General features: G+C 62.2%; 12 protein-coding genes. 4 read left to right on the forward strand and 8 right to left on the reverse strand.

Going from position 1 to position 15280, the window contains the following annotated elements; translation table 11 throughout:
* Window positions 1-59: 59 nt before the first annotated feature.
* The 8 genes from L6D82_RS02115 to gcbA form a co-directional block, all read right to left on the reverse strand.
* Window positions 60-1328, reverse strand: a complete 1269-nt coding sequence (locus L6D82_RS02115) for a DUF3426 domain-containing protein (RefSeq protein WP_236187952.1) — start codon at window positions 1326-1328, stop codon at window positions 60-62.
* 30 nt (window positions 1329-1358) lie between these two features.
* Window positions 1359-2237, reverse strand: coding sequence for a 50S ribosomal protein L11 methyltransferase (gene prmA, locus L6D82_RS02120; protein ID WP_007951025.1), 879 nt, complete (start codon window positions 2235-2237; stop codon window positions 1359-1361).
* Window positions 2238-2403: 166 nt separating this feature from the next.
* Window positions 2404-3762, reverse strand: a complete 1359-nt coding sequence (gene accC, locus L6D82_RS02125; protein WP_064593229.1) for an acetyl-CoA carboxylase biotin carboxylase subunit — start codon at window positions 3760-3762, stop codon at window positions 2404-2406.
* A 17-nt stretch (window positions 3763-3779) separates the two neighbouring features.
* Complete coding sequence (gene accB / locus L6D82_RS02130) at window positions 3780-4247, reverse strand: acetyl-CoA carboxylase biotin carboxyl carrier protein (protein ID WP_007951023.1); 468 nt, start codon at window positions 4245-4247, stop codon at window positions 3780-3782.
* Between the two features lie 24 nt (window positions 4248-4271).
* A complete protein-coding gene (aroQ, locus tag L6D82_RS02135) occupies window positions 4272-4727 on the reverse strand; it encodes a type II 3-dehydroquinate dehydratase (RefSeq protein ID WP_007951022.1) in 456 nt (151 codons plus the stop codon).
* A gap of 132 nt (window positions 4728-4859) precedes the next feature.
* Window positions 4860-6617 (reverse strand): protein-disulfide reductase DsbD, encoded by a 1758-nt coding sequence (locus tag L6D82_RS02140; protein WP_236187954.1) that lies wholly within the window; start codon window positions 6615-6617, stop codon window positions 4860-4862.
* A gap of 58 nt (window positions 6618-6675) precedes the next feature.
* A complete protein-coding gene (locus L6D82_RS02145; RefSeq protein WP_102718618.1) occupies window positions 6676-8622 on the reverse strand; it encodes a methyl-accepting chemotaxis protein in 1947 nt (648 codons plus the stop codon).
* 50 nt (window positions 8623-8672) lie between these two features.
* Window positions 8673-10343: a diguanylate cyclase GcbA gene (gene gcbA, locus L6D82_RS02150; RefSeq protein ID WP_102718619.1), complete on the reverse strand. Its 1671-nt coding sequence runs from the start codon at window positions 10341-10343 to the stop codon at window positions 8673-8675.
* Window positions 10344-10771: 428 nt separating this feature from the next.
* Between gcbA and L6D82_RS02155 the strand changes: the two genes are divergently transcribed.
* The 4 genes from L6D82_RS02155 to speA all read left to right on the forward strand — a co-directional run bounded on the left by L6D82_RS02155 (window position 10772) and on the right by speA (window position 15090).
* Complete coding sequence (locus tag L6D82_RS02155) at window positions 10772-11839, forward strand: DUF2333 family protein (protein ID WP_102688343.1); 1068 nt, start codon at window positions 10772-10774, stop codon at window positions 11837-11839.
* A gap of 3 nt (window positions 11840-11842) precedes the next feature.
* Window positions 11843-12400 (forward strand): NUDIX hydrolase, encoded by a 558-nt coding sequence (locus L6D82_RS02160; RefSeq protein WP_085746565.1) that lies wholly within the window; start codon window positions 11843-11845, stop codon window positions 12398-12400.
* Window positions 12401-12586: 186 nt separating this feature from the next.
* On the forward strand, window positions 12587-12958 hold the full coding sequence (locus L6D82_RS02165) for a translation initiation factor Sui1 (RefSeq protein ID WP_007951016.1): 372 nt from the start codon (window positions 12587-12589) through the stop codon (window positions 12956-12958).
* Between the two features lie 218 nt (window positions 12959-13176).
* Window positions 13177-15090: an arginine decarboxylase gene (gene speA / locus L6D82_RS02170; protein WP_011332271.1), complete on the forward strand. Its 1914-nt coding sequence runs from the start codon at window positions 13177-13179 to the stop codon at window positions 15088-15090.
* The last annotated feature ends 190 nt before the right edge of the window (window positions 15091-15280 follow it).

Consider the following 15280-nt stretch of genomic DNA (forward strand, 5'->3'; position numbering starts at 1 on the left):
GTTTGGTCGCGCGCTGCGCAGTCAGAAAACTGCCGTCAATCCGGGAGCGGTGAAGCGTTTCACTCGGGCGAGTGGAAACTCAGGCTGTAGTTCACGGCTTTCGGGCCTGGATCGAGGATGTCCAGGGCGATGTGGATCGGCGTCTGCGGCGGCATTTCCGCCATGCCTTCGAGGTCGCCGTTGAGGTATTCGCCGGGCTTGAAGCGACGACTGGCGATCAGGTGACCGTTGAGGTCGGCGAAGCGCAGCTCCAGCAGCGGAAACGGCTGCGAGAACGGCGCACGGTTGTAAATGATCGCGTCCACCACCAGCGCACCGCTGAATTCCGGGTGGCTGCGCACCACCAGGTTGCTGCTCTTGATCTTGGCGATATCCACCTTGGACGGCACCGTGCAGCCGACTTGCGGGCAGAGTTGCTGGAACCACGGCCGGTATTGATCCTGGCGCGCCAGTTCGTCGAAGTGATAGGCGATGTATTGTCCGCCCAGGCCGGCGGCGGCCAGCACGATGAGCAACAGCCAGAGCAGGCGACGGCCCCAGGGCGAGCGGCGTTTCTGCCAGTCCAGTTGCAGCGGGTCGTCGGTCAGATCCTGCAAGGCTTCGGCGCGGACACTGGTTTCGACGCGTTCGCGCTTTTTGCGCGGGGCTTCGATCAGTGGCAGTTCGTCATCGACGTCGTCGCTGGCCGACAGGCGTTCGCGGCGGGCATTCGGGTCGATCGGATCGTGCAGGCGCAGTTGCGGAATCGGCGGTTCGTCGTCGAGATCCACCGGCTCCAGCGACAGCGAAGGTTCGGTGCGCTCCGGTCGGACCGGTTCGGGCTCGATGGCTTCGGGTTCATCTTCGGCTTCGGGGGCGCGCTCATCTGCCGGTTCGCTGAACAGGCTGTCCGGCCACGTCGTGTCTTCCGGTTCGTGGCTATCGCGGCGAGCGCTCAGGGCGTCTTCGCGCGGGCGACCGAACTCGGTGGTCGGCTGGATTTCCCGTTGTTCGAGGCGGGCCAGTTCTTCGTCCAGATCCAGGCTGTCCAGATCCAGCTCGGCGGCGCTCCATTGCTTCTGGCTGATGGCGCGCGGCTCGGGCGTTTCGACGATGGCCGGTGGCTCGACAGGCGCCGGCTCGCTGATCGGTGGCGGCTCGCTGATTAACGGTGCCACCGGCGTGACTGCTTCCTTGCCTGCGTGTTGCTCCAGCAATTGCTTGGCGGCATTGAACACTTGCAGGCAGGAGCCGCAACGAACCACCCCGCGGGCCACGCTCAACTGAGCGTGGCTGACACGGAAACTGGTTTGGCAATGCGGGCACTGGGTGACGAAGCTGTCGGTCATGCGGCGATCCGGATTGAGCAGGCGGTCATTCTAGCGCCGACGGCCGGTGATGCGCACCCAGCCATCACGATTGGCGATCGGGTCGAGATCGAAGTCCTGCGCGTAGGCGGCAGCGACTTCGTCACCTTGTTCGGCAAGAATCCCTGACAGCGCCAGACGCCCGCCGGACTTGACCAGGCCGGACAGTTGCGGCGCCAGGGAAACCAGCGGGCCGGCCAGAATGTTGGCCACCAGCACGTCGGCTTTGACCTGCGGCAGGTCTTCCGGCAGGTACAGCGGGAACAATTCGTCAGCGATGTTGTTGCGCCCGGCGTTGTCGCGGGAGGCTTCAAGTGCCTGCACGTCGATGTCGGTGCCCACGGCTTCTTTCGCGCCGAGCAGCAGGGCGGCAATCGCCAGAATCCCCGAGCCGCAGCCGAAGTCCAGCACGTTGCAGTCTTTCAGGTCCTGGCCGTCCAGCCATTCCAGGCACAGGGCGGTGGTCGGGTGAGTGCCGGTGCCGAACGCCAGGCCCGGATCCAGCAGCAGGTTGACCGCGTCCGGCTCCGGTGCGGCGTGCCAGCTCGGCACGATCCACAGGCGCTGACCGAAACGCATTGGCTGGAAACCGTCCATCCAGCTGCGTTCCCAGTCCTGGTCTTCGATCACTTCGCTGTGGTGCTCGGGCAGCGGGCTGCCAGTCAGCAGTTCCAGATGGGCCAGTACCGGAGCGGCTTCGGTGCCGCCCTCGAACAGGGCCAGCAGGTGGGTGTGCGCCCACAGCGGGGTGGTATTGAGTTCCGGTTCGAAGATCGGCTGATCTTCGGCGTCCATGAAGGTCACCGAAACGGCGCCCACTTCAAGGAAAGCGTCTTCGTAGGTTTCGGCTTGTTCTGGGCTGATGGCGAGACGGACTTGCAGCCAAGGCATGGCGGGCACCTGTGAAAAAGATTGATTGCAGCCTAGCGGCCTGCGAGAAGCGCGCAAGTTTACGCGAGCGCGACGGTTTTGTGGGAGCGGGGAATGTGTGAGCAGATGAAACCTTCGGAAACAACAAAGCCGCCCGAAGGCGGCCTTGTCTGGTGCGGGCTGAAGCTTAGTGCTTCTCGCCAGCCAGCTTGTGCTCGAGGTAGTGAATGTTCACGCCCCCTTTGCAGAAGCCTTCGTCACGGGTCAGATCACGGTGCAGCGGGATGTTGGTCTTGATCCCGTCGACCACGATTTCGTCCAGGGCATTGCGCATGCGGGCCATGGCTTCGTCGCGGGTCGCGCCGTAAGTGATCAGCTTGCCGATCAGCGAGTCGTAGTTCGGCGGAACGGCATAACCGCTGTACAGGTGCGAATCGACGCGAACGCCGTTGCCGCCTGGAGCGTGGAAATGCTTGACCGTACCCGGGCTCGGCATGAAGGTCTTTGGATCTTCAGCGTTGATCCGGCATTCCAGCGAGTGACCGCGGATCACCACATCATCCTGGGTATACGACAGCTTGTTGCCAGCGGCGATGCTGAGCATCTCCTTGACGATGTCGATACCGGTGACCATTTCCGAAACCGGGTGCTCCACCTGAACACGGGTGTTCATTTCGATGAAGTAGAAACGACCGTTCTCGTACAGGAACTCGAAGGTGCCGGCGCCACGGTAGCCGATGTCGATGCACGCCTTGACGCAGCGGGCCAGGACTTCCTTGCGCGCGTTCTCGTCGATGCCCGGTGCCGGCGCTTCTTCGAGAACCTTCTGGTGACGGCGTTGCAGCGAGCAATCGCGGTCACCCAGATGGATGGCGTTGCCCTGGCCGTCGGACAGAACCTGCACTTCGACGTGACGCGGGTTGGTCAGGAATTTTTCCAGATAGACCATCGGGTTGCCGAACGCCGCGCCTGCTTCGGAGCGGGTCAGTTTCGCCGAGGCGATCAGGTCTTCTTCCTTGTGCACCACGCGCATGCCGCGACCACCACCGCCGCCGGCGGCCTTGATGATCACCGGGTAGCCGACTTCACGACCGATGCGCAGTGCCGTTTCCTCGTCTTCCGGCAGCGGGCCGTCGGAACCTGGAACGGTTGGCACGCCCGCTTCGATCATCGCGTGCTTGGCCGATACCTTGTCGCCCATCAGGCGAATGGTTTCGGCTTTCGGGCCGATGAAGGCGAAGCCGGAGTTCTCGACCTGCTCGGCGAAATCAGCGTTTTCCGCGAGGAAACCGTAGCCTGGGTGAATGGCGGTAGCGCCAGTCACTTCAGCGGCCGCAATGATTGCCGGGATGTGCAGGTAGGACTGAGCGGCAGAAGCCGGGCCGATGCAGACGGATTCGTCTGCCAGACCCAGGTGCATCAGCTCTTTGTCGGCCTTGGAGTAAACGGCGACGGTCTTGATGCCCATCTCTTTGCAGGCACGCAGAATCCGCAGGGCGATCTCACCGCGGTTAGCGATCAGAACTTTTTCCAACTTCGCAGTCATCAAAGGCTCTCCGCAGTTCAAACGATGGTGAACAGCGGTTGGTCGTACTCAACCGGCTGGCCGTCTTCGACGAGGATGGACTCGATCACACCGCTGGTTTCAGCTTCGATGTGGTTCATCATCTTCATGGCTTCGACGATGCACAGGGTGTCGCCTTTCTTCACGGTCTGGCCGACTTCAACGAAGGACGGCGAGGTTGGCGAAGATTTGCGATAGAAGGTGCCGACCATCGGCGAACGGGCAACGGTGCCGTTCAGCGCTGGAGCAGCAGCGGCAGCTGGAGCTGCGGCAGCAGCAACCGGAGCGGCAGCGGCGGCAGGTGCAGCGGCCGGAGCCTGCATCGGAGCCGGAGCGTAGTACTGCTGCGCCGGGGTCTTGCTGTGACGGCTGATGCGTACGGACTCTTCGCCTTCCTTGATCTCGAGCTCGTCGATGCCGGACTCTTCCAGCAATTCGATCAGTTTCTTAACTTTACGGATATCCATGAATCATCAACTCCCAAGGGTCGGTCAGGGGCGTATAGCTTGTTGTTCAAGCTGCTCTAGTGCAGCCTCCAGGGCCAGTCGATAACCGCTGGCGCCAAGGCCGCAGATCACTCCTACCGCTACGTCGGAGAAGTAAGAGTGATGGCGGAAAGGTTCGCGTTTGTGCACGTTGGACAAATGCACTTCGATGAATGGGATGCTCACTCCCAGCAGCGCGTCACGTAATGCGACACTTGTGTGTGTAAATGCTGCCGGGTTGATCAGAATGAAGTCCACGCCCTCGCCGCGTGCGGCGTGGATGCGGTCGATCAATTCGTACTCGGCGTTGCTTTGCAGATACAGCAGATGATGGCCGGCTTCACGGGCGCGGCGTTCCAGATCCTGATTGATCTGCGCCAGGGTGGTCGACCCGTAGGTCCCGGGTTCCCGGGTGCCGAGCAGGTTCAGGTTGGGGCCGTGCAGCACCAGTAGCGTTGCCATCTGCGTGTTCCTTGTTATGGGTGAGCCTTCGTCAGAACCCGGCGACTATGCCGCAAAGACTTTGTGACTGTCCAGTTCTCTGCAATAGCCAGCACGATGACCGATGTTTGCGCAAAATATGTGACTGACTGATTAAATCCGGTCATTCGCTTTGGCAACACGTTCGGCGAAGTCGCTGGCGTTGATCTCGCCGATCACCCGCACATCGCGACGTTCCGCCCCGTCCTTGCCGAAGAACATCAGCGCCGGTGGGCCGAACAGGTTGTAGCGGTCGAGCAGGGTGCGCTGTTCGGCATTGCTCGCGGTGATGTCGAAGCGGATCAGCCGGTAACCCTTGAGCCGATCCACGACTGTCGCGTCATTGAGCACTTCGTGTTCGATGACTTTGCAACTGATGCACCAGTCGGCGTACCAGTCGAGCAGCAGCGGGATGCCGGCGGTTTTCGCTTCGAGCAGCACTCGATCCAGTTCCGTCGGGGTGCTGACGGTCTGCCACGAACCGCTGTTTTGCGCAGTCGAGCCGCTGTCGGCAAGGCGTGCCGGGGCTATCGGATTCAACGGGTCGGTCTGCCCGCTGAACGCGCCGTACCAGCAGGCCAGCGCATAAAACAGCAGGAACAGGCCGAGCAGCTGGCCGAGGCGTTTGCGCGGCGGTTTGTAGACAAATTCCAGAGCACCGAGGAACAGGCCAACGCCACCAGCCAGCAAGCCGATCAGCAGCAAGGTGATCTGCCCCGGCAACACGCGGCTGAGCAGGCCGATGGCCAGCCCGAGCAGCAACACGCCGATGCCATTCTTCACGTACATCATCCACGGCCCGCTTTTCGGCAGCCACGCCGCGCCGCCGGTAGCCACCAGCAACAGCGGTGCGCCCATGCCCAGCCCGAGCATGAACAGCTTCAGGCCGCCGCCCAGCGCATCGCCGCTGGCGCTTATATAAAGCAGCGCGCCGGCCAGCGGGGCGGAAACGCATGGCGATACCAGCAGACTCGACACCACACCCAATACCGCGGCACCCCACAGCGAGCCGCCTTCAGTGCGGCCGGCGATCCGGTCGAGACGGCTGCTGATGAAGTGCGGCAGTTTCAGCTCGAATACGCCGAACATCGCCAGCGCGAACACCGCAAAGAACATCGCGAACGGCACAAGCACCCACGCTGACTGCAGCCGCGCCTGCAAATTCAGTTGCGCGCCGAACAGCCCCATCAGCGCCCCAAGCAGCGCGAAGCACGCAGCCATCGGCAGCACATAAGCGAGGGACAGATTGAAGCCACGCAAACCACCGACCTGACCGCGTAACACCACGCCGGACAGGATCGGCAGCATCGGCAATACACAAGGCGTGAAGGTCAAGCCCAGGCCAGCCAGAAAAAACAGCGCCAGATCACGCCAGTCCCAACCCTTCACCGGAGCGGGCGCGTCATTCGCCGCTGCGTTGCCCTCGATGCTCAGGCGTTCGGTTTCCGGTGGGTAGCACAAACCCTTGTCGGCACAGCCCTGATAGGTGACGGCCAGCGTGAAGGCTCTGGAATCATTGCGCGGCAGTTCCACATCGAGAATGCCGTGGTAGACCTCGACGTCGCCGAAATACTCGTCGTGTTTCTGTTCGCCTTGGGGCAGTTGTGCGGCGCCAAGTTTTACCTCGGCAGGCTCGGCACGAAACTGGAAACGATGGCGGTAGAGGTAATAGCCTTCGGTGGCGACGAAGCGCAGTTTGACCGATTGCGGCGTGCTCTCGATCAGGCTCAGTTGAAAGGCTTCGCGCACCGGCAGGAAATCGGCGCTGTTGTTGACCGAGCCCAGTGTGGCGCTGGGTTTGCTGTCAAACAGACCGGCGGCGCCGGCCGGCAGGGCGAAGACGAAAAACAGCAGGCAGAGCAGACGGCGCATGACAATCTCGCGAATCAAAGGTGCGGGAATGATAGCGGACTTGGCCCTGCGCTGTGTGTCACACGCGGAACGCTTGCACGGCAGTGTGCAGCTGACCGCCCAGCAACAGCAGGTTCTCGCCTTGCTCGCGGCCCTGGCCGATGCGCAGCAGATTGTCCCCGCCCAACTGGTGAATCCGTTCGCTGTGATCGCGGATCTCGCTGACCGCGCCGCTCTGTTGCGCGGTGATGTCGGCGATGCGGATCGCGGTGTCGGAGATGGTCTGGATCGCGCCGACAATCTTGTCCAGCGCACCGTCCGCCGATTGCGCCTGATTGGCCGTGGCCTCGGCGTGTTCGACCTGCGCGCGCATGCCCTCGACCGATTGCCGGGCGGCGGTTTGCAGGCCGGCGATCAGGGTCTGGATTTCGGCGGTGGCGCCGGCGGTACGTTGCGCCAGCGAGCGCACTTCCTCGGCCACCACGGCAAACCCACGGCCCATTTCCCCGGCCCGAGCGGCTTCGATCGCCGCGTTGAGCGCCAGCAGGTTGGTCTGGTCGGCAATCGAGCGGATCACCGTCAGCACGCCGCCGATGGTTGCCGATTCTTCGGCCAGGTGTTCGATCATCTGCGCGTTGCCTTGCACTTCGCCGACCAGCGCGTGCAAGCCGGTGAGGCTCTGGCCGATCACTTGTTGCCCGTGTTCGACGGCCAGCCCGGCATGGCGACTGGCGTCGGCGGCCTGGCGCGCATCGCCGGCCACTTGCTGGATGGTCGCTTCCAGTTCGCCGAGGGAGTCACGGATCAGCGCGGTATCGCCGGCCTGATGTTCGGCGCCGCTGTGCAAGTCATTGCTCAGCTCGGCGAGGGTGCGGCTGCTGCCGGCCACTTGCTCGGCATTGCCGCGAATCGTCCCGACCAGATCCACCAGATAGGCGCGCAGGCGATTGAGCGAGGCTTCGATGTCGTGCAGTTCGCGGTTGGTCTTGCCCAGATGAATGTCGCGGCTGAAGTCGCCTTCGGCCCAGGTCGACAGCGCCGGCGCGAGGTTGGTCAGGGTGCGGGCGAGGCGTCGCTGCAGGGTGTCGATCAGCAGCGCGATCAGCAGAATCAGGCCGATCATCACGCCTTGCATCAGCCGCACTTCGCCCTGGATCTGCCCGTGCTGGGCGCGCACCACGGGTTCGAGACCGGCGATGGCCTGCTGCACGGCGGCGATTTTCTGGTGGGTCGCGGTGCTCAGGTCGGTGCGTTTCTGGATCTGCTCGCGGGTGCGCGCCAGCTCCGCCGGGTAACGCCCCAGCAGGCTGTTGAGCTCGCGTTTGAGGCCGACACCAGCATCTTCGGCAGCGGCTTTTTCCGTGCTTTCGATGCCCATCATCGCGGCGAAATCGTCGCTGCCGGATTCACTGCTGGCGACCACGCCGAGCAAGGGCAGGGCATCGATCGTCTGGGCCTGGGCGCGGATGTTGCTGACTTCGCGTTCGACATCGGCAGCCAGTTCACTGCGCCCGCTGCTGACCAGTTTGTCTCGGGCCAGCGACAGTTTGCCCAGATGTTGAGAGGCAACGAGCAGAGGCGTGAGATAGGTCGCGTTGCCGCCTGCATACGTGCTGAGCTGATCGAGGCTGGCGCTCAATTCGCGCTCGGCCTGCAACAGCAGGGCCTGCGGATCGCCGGCCAGTTTGCCGGCGGCCAGCAGGTCGGTCTTGCTGAATTCATCGAGGCCGGTGAGGCTCGGGCGCAAGGTGTCGGCCAGCGCCGGCGGCAGCTCGTCGAGCTCCTTCTGCAACTGATCGATGGCCTGGCTGGCTCTGCTCAGGCGCAGGGCGTCGCCGCTGGCGAGGTAATCCTCGACGTTGCGTGCCACGTCATTCTGAAATTGCTGCGACAGCCCCAGGTATCGCTCCATCAACAGATACGGGCGCTCCAGGGCTTTCTGCGACCACCACAGCGTGGCGCCGAGGGCCACGCAGACGGCGACCAGCAACAGAGTATTGAGATTGGTGAGCAACTTCAGGCGCATGACGGCTACCAACGGCAGAATGGTAAGCGCCTGAATTTATTGCGGTTCTGTTACAGGGTTATGACCGATTGGGTCGAATCCGATGAAAAAGTGGCACTTTGCTTTGAGTCGCGCGCGGTCTGCACCCGATTGCGTCCTTCGCCCTTGGCGCGATACAGCGCCTCGTCGGCCTGGCTGGCCATCATCAGGCTGTCGGAGTCGTCGTGCATTTCCACCACGCCGGCGCTGAAGGTGCACCACAGATCCTGCGGCTGGGCCGGATAGTGAATCTCGGCAAAGCGCTGGCGGATCTCGTCGAGCACTTTGTGCGCCGCTTCTATATCGGTGTCCGGCATGACGATGGCGAATTCTTCGCCGCCGTAACGACCGATGAAATCGGTCTTGCGCAGACGCTGCTTGAGAAACAGCGCCAGGCTCTTGATCACCCGGTCGCCCATGGGATGGCCGTGGCTGTCATTGACCCGCTTGAAGTGGTCGATGTCGAGCATCGCAAAGCTCAACGGCTTGTTCTCGCGGCGGGCGCGGAACGAGCAGTCTTCGAGCAATTGCAGAATGTGCGTGTGGTTGTACAGGCCGGTGAGGCTGTCGCGAACCATCCGTGCTTTCAGGTTACGCGCACGGGCGGCGCGGTTGCGCACGGTGGTGATCAGGTGGCGCGGCTTGATCGGCTTGGTCAGGAAGTCATCGCCGCCTTCGCTCATGGCGTCGAGCTGTTTGTCCAGATCGTCCTCGGCCGACAGATAAATGATCGGCACGCTGACATAGCGGTCGTTGTGACGGATGACCTTGGCCAGCTCGGTGCCGGTGCAGGCCGGCATGTACATGTCGAGGATGATCAGGTCCGGCTGGAAGTCCGCCAGCTCGGCCATGGCCTGGATCGGTTCGATCAGGGTGCGGGTGACGATCCCGGCGCTGTTGAGCAGGCGTTCGGTGTGCAGGGCCTGGGCGCGGGAGTCGTCGATGATCAGCACTTTATAGGGTTCGTACTGGGCGACGCAGGTCAGGACCTCGATCTTCTCCAGCAGGCTCGAGGCTTCGAGGGTGCCGGTGAGGAATTCCTGGCCACCGGCGCGCACTGCCGCGAGGCGGGTCGGGGTGTCGGTTTCGTGCAGGCTGAAGAACAGCAGGGGCAGCGGTTCTTCCAGACCTTGCTGGGCTTCGGCGGCGAGTTTCAGGCCGACGCCGACGCCGCTGAAATCCACGTCCATGACGATCGCGGCCGGCAGGCGCTCGACCATCGACGAGCGAAACGCCGACACGCTGTCCAGCGCCTGGGCGCTCAGACCGAAAAACTCCAGCTGTTTGGCCAGCCGCTCGGCGCGGTCGTGATCCTGCAGCATCACGTAGATCGGTTTGCGCAGGGGCGGCAGGAAGGTTTGATCAAGCTGATCGCCATGGCGCAGGCCGGTGCGCGACAGACGCTGCATCAAACGGTTGAGATCGGTGATCAGGCCGCTGCTCAGGCGTCCGCGATTGGCGTCCACCGCGTCCAGCGACTGGCTGATGTGGCGGGCCAGCTGCGTGTGTTCGGGCTGTTCGAAACGCTCGGCAAAACGCAGCAGGCGCAAATTGGCCTCGCTCAGTTCGGCGAGATCGGCAGTGGACCACTCACTGCGTTGCAGGCGCTGCCATATCTCAAGAATCTGACGTGCCTGATGAATTACCCGCTGGGCAAAGTGGTGCTTGAGGCGCTCACGGCTGGGGTCTTCTGGCTCGGTCATATCCTGACTACTAGTTAGGGTGCATGCTGAGATCGACTGGTGGCTCTATGCTAGCACCTCTTTTCCCTTACATGAGTGTCGTACGTCAATAATCTGCGGTACGACATCATTCAGTTTCTGACTCCCGGGTTTCAATTTGACCCTGATCGTCGCGGAAGTCCCCATCTACCGGACATTTGCCGATCTGTACGCCGGTGAATTTATCGGAGTATGAGAAAGGTGGGGCAGGGTGTTTGTGCTGTCGCGTTGCGGGTATCGGCATCGAATTGGTGGTGAATTGGATATCGGGGAATCCCTTAGGGCGGTCTGTACAGGCCTCGTGTCGGGTAGCGAGATAACGCCTGTCAATATTGACGGGTGCCCGGTCGAGGCACGTTGTTGTATGGTTGTGGTCGAACCGTTGAACCCAAGATTGAAAGGATATCGCCATGCTGGACTGGAAGAACCGCGCGGGCAGCGCGCCTGAACGTGCCGCCGAGCCCAAGTCGGCCACCCGCAGCTATGTCGGCGGGCTGTTGTTCAGCCGGGCGCTGGCCACGCTGGTCGCCATTTACCTGTTGGTGACTATTGCCCTTGGCTGGTACTGGAGCCAGGAGCCGGCGCTGTTTCCCGTGGCGCAGAACGCTCAGGTTGCCGCCGAGAAAGAGGGCAAGCAGATGGTGGTCGGCTACACCACCGTCGAAACCCTGAAAACCGTTGCCGGCACGTTGCTCGACAAGCCGGGCGGCTACATTTCCAACGACCGTTTCCCGCCGGGCCTGTGGATGGACAACATGCCGAGCTGGGAATACGGCGTGCTGGTGCAGGTTCGCGATTTGACCCGCGCCCTGCGCAAGGACTTCGCCCGCTCGCAGTCGCAATCGGCTGAAGACGCCGACCTGGCCAAGGCCGAGCCGCGCTTCAACTTCGACAACAAGAGTTGGATCCTGCCGTCCAGCGAGTCGGAATATCAGGAAGGCATCAATTCCCTGAGCCGTTATCAGGCGCGCCTGTCCGACCCGACCCAGAAAAACGCGCTGTTCTACGCCCGCGCCGACAACCTGAACAACTGGCTGGGCGATGTTGGCACCCGTCTCGGTTCGCTGTCGCAACGGCTGTCGGCCAGCGTTGGCCGGGTCAAGCTCAACACCGCGCTGAAAACCGAAGTGCCGGCGGTGGGTGAAGTGCCGCAGGTCGACGAGGAAGTCGTCGAGACTCCGTGGATGCAGATCGACAACGTGTTCTACGAAGCCCGCGGCCAGGCCTGGGCGCTGTCGCACCTGCTGCGCGCAATCGAGGTCGATTTCGCCGACGTGCTGGCGAAGAAGAACGCGACCGTCAGCGTGCGTCAGATCATTCGTGAGCTGGAAGCCTCCCAGGAGCCGGTCTGGAGCCCGATGATCCTCAATGGCAGCGGCTTCGGTGTGCTGGCCAACCACTCGCTGGTGATGGCCAACTACATTTCCCGGGCCAACGCCGCCGTGATCGATTTGCGTCAACTGCTCAATCAGGGCTGAGTCATGGACGAGAGCGCCAGAGAGGCGGCCCACCGCGCCGCCTCGGATGCCGAGCAGATTGCGTGGGTCGACGAGCAGGACAACCTGCTCGGTTCCCTGGTGCGCGCCGACCTGCGCGAGCGCGGGCTGATCGGCCGTGGCACCTACATCATGCTGTTCAACTCCGCCGGTGAACTTTGCGTGCATCGGCGCACGTTGAGTAAAGCCATTTATCCCGGTTACTGGGACGTGGCGGCAGGCGGCATGGTGCAGGCGAACGAGACGTACGCCGAGTCGGCGGCCCGTGAACTGGAGGAAGAGTTGGGGGTGAGCGGCGTCGAGCTGACGGCCCACGACCATTTCTACTTCGAAGACACCGGCAATCGCCTGTGGTGTTCGGCGTTTTCGGCGGTGTGGGACGGGCCGCTGATCCTGCAGCCGGAAGAAGTGCTCGAAGCGCGCTTCATTCCGGTCGCGCAGGTCATGCTGGAAATCCAGCAAAAGCCTTATTGCCCGGACTCTCTGGCCGCGTTGAAACGCTATCTGAAGGCTCAGCAAAGCGACGTCGCAAAGAACACATAAATTGGCGCCGATTGGCACTTAGCAATCGGCGTTTTTGCCGTTACACTGCGCGACCTTTTCAAGCTGTGCCGGCCCGCTTTCACGAGCCGATGGCACAGTAGCGCTGCCCCTGCCTGAGTGGGGCTTCGCGGTCGATAGCCTTGCCCAAGGCTGCGATCAGTCTTTGTCCTCCCGAGAGGATTGCCGGTGGCCAAAAAAGCCGCATCCTTCGCCGCCCTGGGCGGCCTGGTATTTTCCACCGACGCAGGTCGTCATTGCCCGGAATGCAGCAAGCCGGTGGACGCCTGTATCTGCAAACAAACCGTGATCCCGGCCGGCGACGGCATTGCCCGCGTGCGCCGCGAGAGCAAGGGCCGTGGCGGCAAGACGGTGACCACCATCACCGGCGTGCCCCTGGCCGAAGACGCACTCAAGGAGCTGGCGACAACGTTGAAGAAACGTTGCGGCACCGGCGGCGCGTTGAAAGACGGGATCATCGAGATTCAGGGCGACCATGTCGAGCTGCTCCTGGCCGAGTTGGTCAAGCACGGTTTCAAGGCGAAGAAGTCCGGCGGCTAGCAGCCTCTGTGAAACCCACCGGCGGCTTGATTCAGCTCCAGCGTTCCTGGGCCTGACGTCGTTTCCATGGTTTTCACAGAGCCTGTTCATGACCGGTTTCTAAACTCAACGCTGTCAGCGCGGTCTACCGCCCCGCTGACGAACCGTCATTTTCATTCTTTAGACTGCGCCGGCCTGAGATCAGGCGACGCACTATGACTTCTTTATAGGGGACTTCGATGTCCGTACGACGCACACGCAAAGACGATGGCAGCCAATGGACAGTTGCGGACAGCCGCAGTGTTTACGGGATTCGCCATTGGGGGGCCGGGTATTTCGCGATCAATGACGCCGGTCGCGTCGAAGTTCGTCCGAACGGCCCGAGCAGCTCGCCTATCGATCTGTTCGAACAAGTCGACCAGTTGCGCAAGAGTGGCTTGTCCCTGCCGCTGCTGGTGCGTTTCCCCGACATCCTGCAAGACCGCGTCCGTCAGCTGACCGGCGCTTTCGATGCGAACATCGAGCGTCTGGAATACCAGAGCAAATACACCGCCCTGTACCCGATCAAGGTCAACCAGCAGGAAGCGGTGATCGAGAACATCATCGCCACCCAGAACGTTTCCATCGGTCTGGAAGCCGGCTCCAAGCCTGAGCTGCTGGCGGTGCTGGCGCTGGCGCCGAAGGGCGGCACCATCGTCTGCAACGGTTACAAGGACCGCGAGTTCATCCGTCTGGCGCTGATGGGCCAGAAGCTCGGCCACAACGTGTTCATCGTGATCGAGAAAGAATCCGAAGTCGGACTGGTGATCGAAGAAGCCGCCTCGCTGAAGGTCAAGCCACAGGTCGGCCTGCGCGTGCGTCTGTCGTCGCTGGCGTCGTCGAAGTGGGCGGACACCGGTGGCGAGAAATCCAAGTTCGGCCTGTCGGCGGCGCAACTGCTGTCGGTGGTCGAGCGCTTCCGCGCGGCGGGCCTGGATCAGGGCATTCGTCTGCTGCACTTCCACATGGGTTCGCAGATCGCCAACCTCGCTGACTACCAGCACGGCTTCAAGGAAGCGATCCGTTACTACGGCGAGCTGCGCAACCTCGGTCTGCCGGTCGATCACATCGACGTCGGTGGCGGTCTGGGCGTCGACTACGACGGCACCCACTCGCGCAACGCCAGTTCGATCAACTACGACATGGACGACTACGCCGGTGTCGTGGTCGGCATGCTCAAAGAGTTCTGCGACGCGCAGGCCCTGCCGCATCCGCACATTTTCTCCGAAAGCGGCCGCTCGCTGACCGCCCACCACGCGATGTTGGTGGTGCAGGTGACCGACGTCGAGAAGCACAACGACGACGTGCCACAGATCGAGAACAAGGAAGCGCTGCCGGAAACCGTGCAGTGGCTGGTTGACCTGCTGGGCCCGACCGACATCGAAATGGTCACCGAAACCTACTGGCGCGCCACCCACTACATGAGCGACGTGGCCGCCCAGTACGCCGACGGCAAACTGACCCTGGCCGAGAAAGCCCTGGCCGAGCAGTGCTACTTCGCCGTGTGCCGTCGCCTGCACAACTCGCTGAAGGCGCGTCAGCGTTCGCACCGTCAGGTGCTGGACGAACTCAACGACAAGCTGGCCGACAAGTACATCTGCAATTTCTCGGTGTTCCAGAGCCTGCCGGACACCTGGGCGATCGATCAGGTCCTGCCGATCATCCCGCTGCACCGTCTCGACGAAGAGCCGCTGCGTCGTGCCGTTCTGCAAGACCTGACCTGCGACTCCGACGGCAAGATCAATCAGTACGTCGACGAGCAGAGCATCGAGACCAGCCTGCCGGTGCACGCGCTGAACGAAGGTGAAGATTACTTGCTGGGCGTATTCCTGGTCGGCGCCTATCAGGAAATCCTCGGCGACATGCACAACCTGTTCGGTGACACCGACTCGGTGAACATCTACCAGAACGCCGACGGCAGCGTGTACCACGCCGGTATTGAAACCCACGACACCATCGAAGACATGCTGCGCTACGTGCACCTGTCGCCGGAAGAGCTGATGACCCACTACCGCGACAAGTGCGCCAGTGCCCGCATCAGCGCCAGCGAGCGCACTCAGTTTCTCGATGCATTGCGTCTGGGTCTGACCCGCTCCTCTTACCTGTCTTCCTGAGGCCAGGTTCTGCTTTCATCTGGTTGTCTGAAATTGTTCCGCTTACTGCGGACGTTTCAGACAACCAGGTGAGACGCTTCTTTTTCTCTTCGCGAAAATGCTTTCGTCCAGACGAGCAAAGTGATGTCGTCTGCTTTTCGCGTAGGTCATTTCCGAATTTGTACTTCGGCTCTCTACTCGGCCATGGCTC

It is taken from the genome of Pseudomonas paraglycinae (assembly GCF_021601625.1).
In the GTDB taxonomy this organism is placed as follows: Bacteria; Pseudomonadota; Gammaproteobacteria; order Pseudomonadales; family Pseudomonadaceae; genus Aquipseudomonas; species Aquipseudomonas paraglycinae.